Below are 9,894 nucleotides of genomic sequence, written 5' to 3'. Positions count from 1 at the left end.
ATAGCGGTGGGGAAACGCCCGGTCACATTCCGAACCCGGAAGCTAAGCCCACCAGCGCCGATGGTACTGCTCGGGAGACTGGGTGGGAGAGTAGGACACCGCCGGCCACTCACTTCTGGTGAGACGGTCTTGATGGCCAGGTGATGGGGAGCGCGCCCGTGGGCGCGCTCCCCATCGTCGTTTCCAGGCATGGCCCGGGAGCGCGTGAGACCCTGACGTACCCGGTGCGGTGCGGACATCTGAACAGCGACGAGGAAGTCCGCGACAGCGGGCAGGTGGGAGATCGGCATGGCTGAACCTGGGTCCCGGGGCCGCGACGAGCGGCGTTCCGCTCCCGGGGGTGGGCGTCCCCGGCAGGGAGGAGCCCCCGACGGGCGTGGTCGTCGACCCTCGTCCTCCGACCGGCCCTTCTCCGGTGGTCCTCGTCGTTCCCCCGAGCGCGGCGGCGACGCCTCGCGTCCGGCGCGGCCCGCTCAGGGGCGCTCCGGAGAGGGCGATCGCGGCTGGCGTGAGCGTTCCGACTCGTCGCGTTCCGACTTCCCCCGCCGTCCCTCTTCCGGGGCGGGTGAGCGTCCCGGCCGAGCGGTGCGCGACGCGGCCGGCCGCAGCGGTTCCGACCAGCGTCGTGGAGCCGGTGGCGAGCGGCGCGACGCGCGCGACCGCACCACCGGTGATGCACCGCAGCGCGGCCGTGACGACCGGTCTGGCGCGGCGCGCTCGTCCGGTGGCGACCGCCCGTGGTCGCGCGGTGAGCGGCCGCAGAGCCGCCCCGGCGCACCGGCGCGTCGCGACGACCGCGCTCCTCGTGGCGAGGACCGCGCGCCCCGTGGTGAGGGCCGCAGCTTCCAGCGCGACGACCGCGCCCCCCGTCGCGACGACCGTGGTCCTCGTGGTGAGGGCCGCAGCTTCCAGCGCGACGACCGCGCCCCCCGCCGTGACGACCGTGGTCCTCGTGGTGAGGGCCGCGGCTTCCAGCGCGACGACCGCGGCCCGCGGCGCGACGAGCGCTCGTCCCAGGACCGCGCGTTCCGCCGTGACGAGCGTGGCCCGCGCGGTGAGGACCGTGGTCCCCGTCGTGAGGACCGTGGCCCGCGCGGCGAGGCCCGCGGCTTCCAGCGCGACGACCGCGCCCCGCGTCGCGACGACCGTGCCCCCCGTGGCGACGTCCGGGGTCCCCGTCGCGACGAGCGCGGGCCCGTCCGCGGTGGCGCACGTCCCGGTGGGCACCGTGACGACCGCCGCGACGAGCTGTCGCGTTCGGCGCGTCCCCCGCGCCCGGCAGGTCCGCGCCTGCCCGACGACATCACCGGCCGCGAGCTCGCTCCGGACGTGCGCCGCTCGCTGTCGGGCCTGCCCGCGGAGAATGTCGACGTCGTCGCCCGCCACCTGGTGGCCAGCGGGCAGCTCGTCGACGTCGACCCGGAGCGGGCGTGGCAGCACGCCCTCGCCGCGCAGCGCCGGGGCGGGCGCATCGCCGCCGTGCGCGAGGCCGCGGCCATCGCCGCGTACAAGGCGGGGCACTTCCGGGAGGCCCTGGCGGAGTTCCGCACCGCGCGCCGCATGACGGGGGACGACAGCTACCTGCCGCTGATGGCCGACTGCGAACGCGGCCTGGGGCGCCCCGAGCGCGCTCTCGACCTCGCGAACTCGCCCGAGGCGGCGAACCTCGACACCGCGGCCAAGGTGGAGATGCTCATCGTCTCCGCCGGCGCCCGGCACGACCTCGGCCAGCACGACGCGGCCGTCGTCGCCCTGCAGGTGCCCCAGCTGCGCACCAGCACCAGGGCCCCGTGGCGCGCGCGCCTGTGGTACGCCTACGCCGACGCGCTGCTCACCGTGGGCCGGGAGGCCGACGCGCGCGAGTGGCTGGAGAAGGCCGCCGAGGCCGACACCGAGGGCGAGACCGACGCGGCCGAGCGCCTGTCGGAGATGGACGGCGTCGTCTTCGACGAGGAGTACCTCGACGAGGACGAGATCGACGCCCTCATCGCCCGCGAGGAGGAGCGGCTGGCCGCCCTGGACGGCTCCGCGGTGGACGCCGGCACCGACGACGCGCAGGACGGCGACGACGCGCAGGACGGCGACGACGCGCAGGACGCCGACGCGGACGACGAGCCCGCGGCCGACGAGCCCGCGGACGAGGAGCCGTCCGTCCCCGCCGACGGGCGCGCCGAGGAGGACTGAGTGCGCGTCTACTGGCCCACCACCCTGCCGGCGCTGGCGGCTGCGGCCCCCTCGGGAGTGCTCGCCCCGGCACCGGCGGCCGTGCACGCGGTGACCCCGCTGCTGCGCGAGTTCTACGCCGACGCGGACCCGCGCGAGCTGGAGGAGGAGCTGGAGTACGTGGCGATGAGCGACGCCGCGGAGCAGTCGCTGCGGCTGCTGGCCACCGCGCCCGACGGGGCCGCGCCCCGGCGGGTGGTCCTGGCCCTGGACGTCCCGGGCACGGCCGCGCCGCGCCCGGACGCCGCGTGGTCCGCGCCCGAGCGCTCCCTGGTGGTCCTGGAGCAGGACCTGACCCTGGACGCGCTCGTCAGCGTGCACGTCGACGACGCCGAGGCCGAGGCCGACGTGCGGGCGGCGCTGGCGGCCCTGCCGGCCGCCGACGCCGGGGACGACGACGCCCGCTTCACCGTGGAGTCCGTCGAGGGCCACGAGCTGCTCTGGTACGACGCCACGGAGCTGCCGCTGCTGCTGGCCGCCGGGGCCTGAGGTCCTCGGCGCGCCGCTCAGCCGGCGAGCCGCTCGCGGGCCAGCTGGACCTCGGAGCGCACGAGGTCCAGCAGGCCCGGCAGGGCGGCCTGCTCCACGCTGCCGCCGAACAGGGGCACCTGCACCTCCAGGGTCCCGGTCAGCTCGTGCTCGCAGCCGCCGCCGGCGGGGCGCAGGTGCGCGCGGGCGCGCATCCGCACCGGCGCGCCGCGCACGGTCAGCTCCAGCGAGCCCTCGCGGGAGCCGTCCGGGGCCGGGGGCCCCCAGCGCTCCACCTGCTCCACGACCGCGGTGGCACCCAGGTAGCCGGCGGCGACGCGCGGCAGGCCGGAGGTGCTCACGGTGCGCGAGCTGCGCACGACCGTGCTGCCGTCCTCGGTGCCCACCGCCTCGGCGTGCTCGACGGCGCCGGAGCGCGCGGCCCGCTCGGCGAGGAAGGCGGGGTCGGTCAGCAGCGCGAAGACCGCCGCGGGCGGGGCGGGCAGCGGCGAGCGCTCGGAGAAGGGGGTGGCCACGTCGCGACTGTACGGGGCCGCTGCGCGGGGATCGCCCGGTCCGGTGCGCGGGCGCGCGGAGGGCTAGGGTCGGTGGGGCACAACCCCCGGCCACCGGAGCGACGATGCCCCTCTCGACCCCGTCCACCACGTCCGAGCTGCGACCGCTCGTGCGGTCGGCCGCCGCCGCGCGCGGTCCCGCCTGGGACGGGGCGCCGGAGGCGCTGCGCTCGGCCACCGCCGCCGAGCGCGCGCTGCTGGACTACTACGCGCACACCGCGGTGGAGGACCTGCGCGAGCGGGCCCCCGCCGACCTCGCGGCCGCCGTCGCCTCGCACCTGGCGCTGGGCCGGCGCCGCCTGCCGGGCACCACCCTGGTGCGGGTGGTGCCCGGCGAGGACGCCGGTGCCGGGCCGGGCAGCTCCGTGGTCGAGGTCGTCACCGACGACGTCCCCTTCCTCGTCGACAGCCTCACCTCGGCGCTGACGCGCACCGGGCGCGGCATCCACCTGCTGGTGCACCCGCGCCTGGCCGCGCGGCGCGACGCCGACGGCGCGCTGCTGGACGTGCACGACGTGGCCACCGCGCCGCCGTCGGAGCCGGCCGAGAGCTGGATCCGCATCGAGGTCGACCGCGCCGGCGACGCCGCCGAGCGCGAGCGGCTGCAGCAGGAGCTGGAGGCCGTCCTCGGCGACGTGCGCGCCGCCGTGCGCGGCTGGCACGCCATGCGCGCCAAGGCGAACCAGATCGCCGACGAGCTGCAGCTGGACCCGCCGCCGAGCGTGCCGGTGGAGGAGCTGCGGGTGGCCGAGCGGTTCCTGCGCTGGATGGCCGACGACCGCTTCACGTTCCTGGGCTACCGCGAGTACGACCTGCGCGCCGACGGCGAGGACGTGGTCCTGGCGGCGCGGCCGGAGACCGGCCTGGGCGTGCTGGCGGAGCGCCCCGGCCGCACCGCCGGTCGCGAGCGCCGGTTGTCCGGGCCGGTGCGGGAGAAGGCGACCGAGCCGCAGGTCCTCGTCGTCACCAAGGCCAACGCCCGCGCCACCGTGCACCGGCCGGCGTTCCTGGACTACGTGGGGGTCAAGAGGTTCGACGCCTCCGGCCGCGTGACGGGCGAGCGCAGGTTCCTGGGCCTGTTCACCTCCAGCGCCTACACCGACTCCGTCAAGCGGGTGCCGGTCGTGGCGGAGAAGGTCGCCGACGTGCTGGCGCGCGCCGGGTTCGGCTCCAGCGGCCACTCCGCCAAGGACCTGATGAGCATCCTGGAGTCCTTCCCGCGCGACGAGCTGCTGCAGGCCGACGCCGAGCACGTGCTCGTCACGGCGCTGGCGGTGCTGCGCCTGCAGGAGCGGCGCCGCACCCGCCTGTTCGTGCGCCGCGACCCGTACCGGCGGTTCATGTCGTGCCTGGTGTTCCTGCCGCGCGACCGGTACACCACGCGGGTCGGGGCGCGCGTGGAGGAGCTGCTGCGCGAGGGCTTCCACGGCGGCTCCTCGGAGCACACCCTGCAGGTCTCGGAGTCGGTGCTGGCGCGCCTGCACGTGGTGGTGCGCGCCCGCCCCGGCGAGGAGCTGCCCGCGGACGTCGACGTCGCGGAGCTGGAGGCGCGGGTGGCCCGCGCCACCCGCAGCTGGGACGACGACCTGCTGGACGCCGCGCGCCGGAGCCTGGGCGAGGACGCCGGCGCGGCGCTGGTGCGGCGCTGGGCCGGCGGGGTGCCCGGCAGCTACCGCGCGGCCGTGGACGCCGAGCGGGCCGTGTGCGACCTGCAGCGCGCCGAGCAGCTGCTGGCCGGGGTCGGTGACGAGGACGCGGTGCCGGAGCCGGTGCTGGACCTGCGCGACGCCGAGGGCGAGCCGCGCACGTGGCGGCTGACCTCGTACCGCGGGGCGCCGGTGACCCTCAGCGCGGTGCTGCCGTTCCTGGCGGACCTGGGCGTGGAGGTCACCGACGAGCGCCCGCACGTGCTGGCGCGCGAGGACGGCCGGCGGGTGTGGGTGGACGACGTGGGCCTGCGGCTGCCGGTGGACGTGCAGCACCTGGACGCCGACCCGGCGGCGGCGCGGGCGCGCTTCTGCGAGGCGTTCGCCGCGGCCTGGAGCGGTGCGGCCGACAGCGACGCGCTGGCCCGCCTGGTGCTGGCCGCGCAGCTGGGCTGGCGGCAGGTGGCGGTGCTGCGCGCGCTGACGCGCTACCTGCGGCAGGTGGGGCTGGCGTACTCGGTGGAGTACGTCGCCGGGTGCCTGCTGGCGAACGTGGGGCTCACCCGCTCCCTGGTGCGGTTGTTCGAGGCGAGGTTCGCCCCGGCGCGCGCCGGTCACGAGGACCACCGCGCCGAGCTCGTCGACGCCCTGCTGGAGGAGGCGCGCGACGCGCTGGACGCGGTGGAGGGCCTGGACGCGGACCGGATCCTGCGCGCGCTGTTCTCGGTGGTGCGCGCGGTGCTGCGCACCAACGCCTACCAGCGCGGCGCCGGCGGCGAGCTGCGCCCGTACCTGTCGTTCAAGCTGGACCCCTCGCAGGTGGCCGGGGTGCCGGCGCCGGTGCCGCACCGGGAGGTGTGGGTGTACTCCCCGCGGGTGGAGGGCGTGCACCTGCGCTTCGGGGAGGTCGCGCGCGGGGGCCTGCGCTGGTCGGACCGGCGCGAGGACTTCCGCACCGAGGTGCTGGGCCTGGTGAAGGCGCAGGTGGTGAAGAACGCCGTCATCGTGCCCACCGGCGCCAAGGGCGGTTTCGTCGCCAAGCGCCTGCCGGACCCGGCGGTGGACCGCGACGCGTGGTGGGCCGAGGGCACCGCCTGCTACCGCACGTTCATCTCCGGCCTGCTGGACGTGACCGACGACCTGCGCACCGAGGGCGGGCAGCGGCGCGTGGTCCCCCCGGTCGACGTGGTCCGCTACGACGGCGACGACCCGTACCTGGTGGTGGCCGCGGACAAGGGCACCGCGACGTTCTCCGACACCGCCAACGAGATCGCCCTGTCGCGGGGCTTCTGGCTGGGCGACGCGTTCGCCTCGGGCGGTTCGGTCGGCTACGACCACAAGGCGATGGGCATCACCGCGCGCGGGGCGTGGGAGAGCGTGCGCCGGCACTTCCGCGAGCTGGGCCACGACGTGCAGGAGCAGCCCACCACGGTGGTGGGCGTGGGCGACATGAGCGGTGACGTGTTCGGCAACGGGATGCTGCTGAGCCGCGGCATCCGGCTGGTGGCCGCGTTCGACCACCGGCACGTGTTCCTGGACCCCGACCCGGACCCGGAGGCCTCCTTCGCGGAGCGGCAGCGGCTGTTCGCGCTGCCGCGCTCGAGCTGGGCGGACTACGACCCCGCGCTCATCAGCGCCGGCGGCGGCGTGCACAGCCGCACCGCGAAGTCCGTGCCGATCAGCGAGCAGGTCGCCCGGGTCCTCGGCCTGGACGAGGGCGTGCGCAGCCTGTCGCCGATCGAGGTGGTGCGCGCGGTCCTCACCGCCCCGGTGGACCTGTTCTGGAACGGCGGCATCGGCACCTACGTCAAGGCCTCCACCGAGTCGCACGCGGACGTGGGCGACAAGGCCAACGACGCGGTGCGGGTGGACGGCGCCCAGCTGCGGGTGCGCGTCGTGGGGGAGGGCGGCAACCTCGGCCTGACCCAGCGCGGGCGCATCGAGGCGGCGACCGCCGGGCGCGGCGGGGCGGGCGTGAAGCTGAACACCGACGCGATCGACAACTCCGCCGGCGTGGACTGCAGCGACCACGAGGTGAACATCAAGATCCTGCTGGACCAGCTCGTCGCCCGCGGGGAGCTGGACGCCGCGGACCGCGACGAGACGCTGCTGCGGATGACCGACGAGGTCGGCCGGCTGGTGCTGCGCGACAACTACGAGCAGAACGTGGCGCTGAGCGTGGAGGGCACCTTCGCCGCCGGGCTGCTGCCGGCGCACCGGCGGATGCTGGAGGCGCTGCAGCGCTCGGGGGAGCTGGACCGCCGGCTGGAGGCGCTGCCCTCGAGCGCCGAGCTGGAGCGCCGCGCCCGCGAGGGCGGCGGGCTGACGATGCCGGAGCTGTCGGTGCTCATCGCCCACGCGAAGATCTCGCTGGGCGCGTCCGTGCTGGCCTCGGGCCTGCCCGACGAGCCGTGGGTGGAGGCCGCGCTGCGCGGGTACTTCCCCGTCGAGCTCGTGCAGCGCTTCGGCGCCCACCTGCCCGGGCACCCGCTGCGCCGGGAGATCGCCACGACGGTGCTGGTCAACCACGTCGTGGGCACCGGCGGGCTGACGTTCGCCTTCCGCGCCGCGGAGGAGACCGGTTCCGCCCCCGCCGACGTGGTGCGCGCCTTCGCCGTGGCGGTGCGCGTGTTCGGCCTGGGCGAGCGGGTGGCGGCCGTGGAGGCCCTGGACGGGCGCGTACCCGCGCAGGTGCAGGCGCGCATGCGCCAGCAGGTGCACCGGCTGCTGGACCGCAGCGTGCGCTGGCTGCTGCACTCGCGCCCCGAGGGCGTGGACGTGAGCGCGGAGGTGGAGCGCTTCGCGGGCCCGGTGGCGCAGCTGGCCCCGCTCGTGCCGCGGCTGGTGCGCGACGCGGACGCCGAGGCGGTGCGCGCCGAGGCCGACGCGTTCGCGCGCGCCGGCGTGCCGGAGGACGAGGCGCTGCGGGTGGCCTCGCTGCTGGCCACGTTCGCCCTGCTCGACGTGGTGGAGGTGGCGCGGGCGTCCGGGCACGAGGCGCCGGCCGTCGCCGACGTGTGGTTCGAGCTGTCCGGCCGCTACGAGGTGGAGACGCTGCTGAGCAGCATCAGCGCCCTGTCGCGGGAGGACCGCTGGCAGTCCCTGGCCCGCGCCGCGCTGCGCGACGACCTGTACGGGGTGCTGCGCGACCTGACCGCCTCGGTGCTCGAGCACGCCGACGGCACCGGGGCCGCCGCGGCGGCCGAGGCGTGGGAGCGGGCGCACGGGCCGGCGGTGCGGCGCGCGCGGGCCACGCTGCAGGAGATCGCGGCCTCCGGGCGCGCGGACATCGCGGCGCTGTCGGTGGCGCTGCGGGTCATGCGCTCGGTGCTGCGGGCGGGCTGAGCGCGGAGCGGGCGGGGTGATCGGCGCGCGGCGGCGAGCCGTAGGCTTCGAGGGTGCCCACCATGGCTGACCTGCTGCAGTCCGAGACCGGCCTGGGCCCCGCCGAGGCGGAGTGGCTGCGCCTGCTCGTGGGCGACTGGCAGCTCATCTCCGACCTGTCCTTCGCCGACCTGGTGCTGTGGGTGCCCTCCGCGGATCGGCAGCACTTCGTGGCGGTCGCGCACTGCCGGCCCACCACCGGCCCGACCGTGCACTACGACGACGTCGTGGGCGCGGTGCTCGAGCGCGGCCGCCGCCCGCAGGTGGACACCACCTTCGACGAGGCGCGCAGCCTGCGCGGTCGGGACCCGGAGTGGGACGACGACGTGCCGGTGCGCGAGGAGACCATCCCGGTGGTGCGCGAGGGCGTCGTGCTGGGCGTGCTGGCCCGGCACACCAACCTGGCGACCTCGCGCACGCCCAGCCGCCTGGAGCTGAACTACGTCAAGTGCGCGGACGACCTCACGCGGATGATCGCCGCCGGCGACTTCCCGCAGGTCTCGGCCCCCACCGGCCCGCGCCGGGGCGCCCCACGCGTGGGCGACGGGATGCTGCGCCTGGACGCCGAGGGCGTGGTCACCTACGCCAGCCCCAACGCGCTGTCGGCGTTCCACCGCGCCGGGCTCATCGGGGAGCTGGTGGGGGCCAACCTCGCCGAGGTCGCCTCCTCGCTGGCGGCCAGCCACCTGCCGGTGGACGAGTCGCTGCCGCTGGTGGTGACGGGCCGGGCGCCGTGGCGCACCGACCTGGAGACCGAGGCGGCCACGCTGGCCATGCGCGCCATCCCGCTGACGCGCCGGGAGGACGGCGCCGGGCCGGCGCGGGTGGCGGCGCTGCTGCTGGTGCGCGACGTGTCCGAGCTGCGCCGGCGCGAGCGCGAGCTGATGACGAAGGACGCCACGATCCGCGAGGTGCACCACCGGGTGAAGAACAACCTGCAGACGGTGGCGGCGCTGCTGCGGCTGCAGTCGCGGCGCATCGGCTCGGAGGAGGGCCGCTCGGCGCTGCAGGAGGCGATGCGCCGGGTGGAGACCATCGCCACCGTGCACGAGACGCTCTCGCAGGGCATCGACGAGAACGTCGACTTCGACCAGGTGCTCGACCGCTGCCTGATGATGGCCGCCGAGGTGGCGATGTCCAACGCCGAGCGGGTGCGCACCGTGCGCGAGGGACGCTTTGGGGAGCTGCGCCAGGAGGACGCCACCGCGCTGGCGCTGGTGCTCACCGAGCTGGTCACCAACGCCGTGGAGCACGGCTTCGGCTCCGGGCGCGCCGGCACGGTCGTGGTGAAGGTCGAGCACCACGGCGAGGACCGGCTGGAGGTCGTCGTCAGCGACGACGGGGTCGGGCTGCCGGACGACTTCCAGGCCGGCAGCTCCGGCCTGGGCACCCAGATCGTGCGCTCGCTGGTGGCCGGGGAGCTGCGCGGGCGCATGGAGTTCGGCGCCAGCGAGTCCGGCGGCACCCAGGTGCGCCTGGACCTGCGGGTGCGCCGGGGCACCACGCCGCTGGGCAGCGTGCGCACCCACTGAGCTGGGCCCGAGCGCGAGGAGGGCCCCCACCCGGCGGGGTGGGGGCCGTGATCGCAGCTCGAGGGT

General features: G+C 76.5%; 5 protein-coding genes and 1 rRNA gene. 5 read left to right on the top strand and 1 reads right to left on the bottom strand.

All coding sequences use genetic code 11. The features are described 5' to 3' along the window. The 3 genes from rrf to ACRYR7_RS21720 form a co-directional block, all read left to right on the top strand. Positions 1 to 107: ribosomal RNA gene (gene rrf / locus ACRYR7_RS21730) — 5S ribosomal RNA — on the top strand; the annotation flags it as partial. A gap of 1,222 nt (positions 108 to 1,329) precedes the next feature. Then, a complete protein-coding gene (locus ACRYR7_RS21725; RefSeq protein ID WP_432574199.1) occupies positions 1,330 to 2,184 on the top strand; it encodes a hypothetical protein in 855 nt (284 codons plus the stop codon). After that, positions 2,185 to 2,712, top strand: coding sequence for a DUF6912 family protein (locus ACRYR7_RS21720; protein ID WP_432574198.1), 528 nt, complete (start codon positions 2,185 to 2,187; stop codon positions 2,710 to 2,712). 17 nt (positions 2,713 to 2,729) lie between these two features. Here ACRYR7_RS21720 and ACRYR7_RS21715 read toward each other — a convergent pair whose 3' ends face one another. Beyond that, positions 2,730 to 3,227: a DUF2505 domain-containing protein gene (locus ACRYR7_RS21715; protein ID WP_432574197.1), complete on the bottom strand. Its 498-nt coding sequence runs from the start codon at positions 3,225 to 3,227 to the stop codon at positions 2,730 to 2,732. A 104-nt stretch (positions 3,228 to 3,331) separates the two neighbouring features. On the opposite strand from ACRYR7_RS21715, the gene ACRYR7_RS21710 reads away from it, so the two are divergent. Then, positions 3,332 to 8,257 carry an NAD-glutamate dehydrogenase gene (locus ACRYR7_RS21710; protein ID WP_432574196.1) on the top strand — a complete coding sequence of 1,642 codons (4,926 nt, stop codon included), beginning with the start codon at positions 3,332 to 3,334 and terminating at the stop codon, positions 8,255 to 8,257. A gap of 62 nt (positions 8,258 to 8,319) precedes the next feature. Continuing rightward, positions 8,320 to 9,828: a sensor histidine kinase gene (locus ACRYR7_RS21705; RefSeq protein ID WP_432574200.1), complete on the top strand. Its 1,509-nt coding sequence runs from the start codon at positions 8,320 to 8,322 to the stop codon at positions 9,826 to 9,828. Positions 9,829 to 9,894: the final 66 nt, after the last annotated feature.

The sequence above is a fragment of the Kineococcus gurbantunggutensis genome (assembly GCF_050871925.1).
Classification (GTDB): domain Bacteria; phylum Actinomycetota; class Actinomycetes; order Actinomycetales; family Kineococcaceae; genus Kineococcus.
The sequence above is the reverse complement of the archived record's forward strand: the minus strand, read 5'-3'. Positions and strand labels throughout refer to the sequence as shown.

Coding starts and splice junctions, on each gene's coding strand:
- ACRYR7_RS21710 (WP_432574196.1), top strand. CDS start 3,332: ATGCCCCTCTCGACCCCGTCCACCACGTCCGAGCTGCGACCGCTCGTG.
- ACRYR7_RS21705 (WP_432574200.1), top strand. CDS start 8,320: ATGGCTGACCTGCTGCAGTCCGAGACCGGCCTGGGCCCCGCCGAGGCG.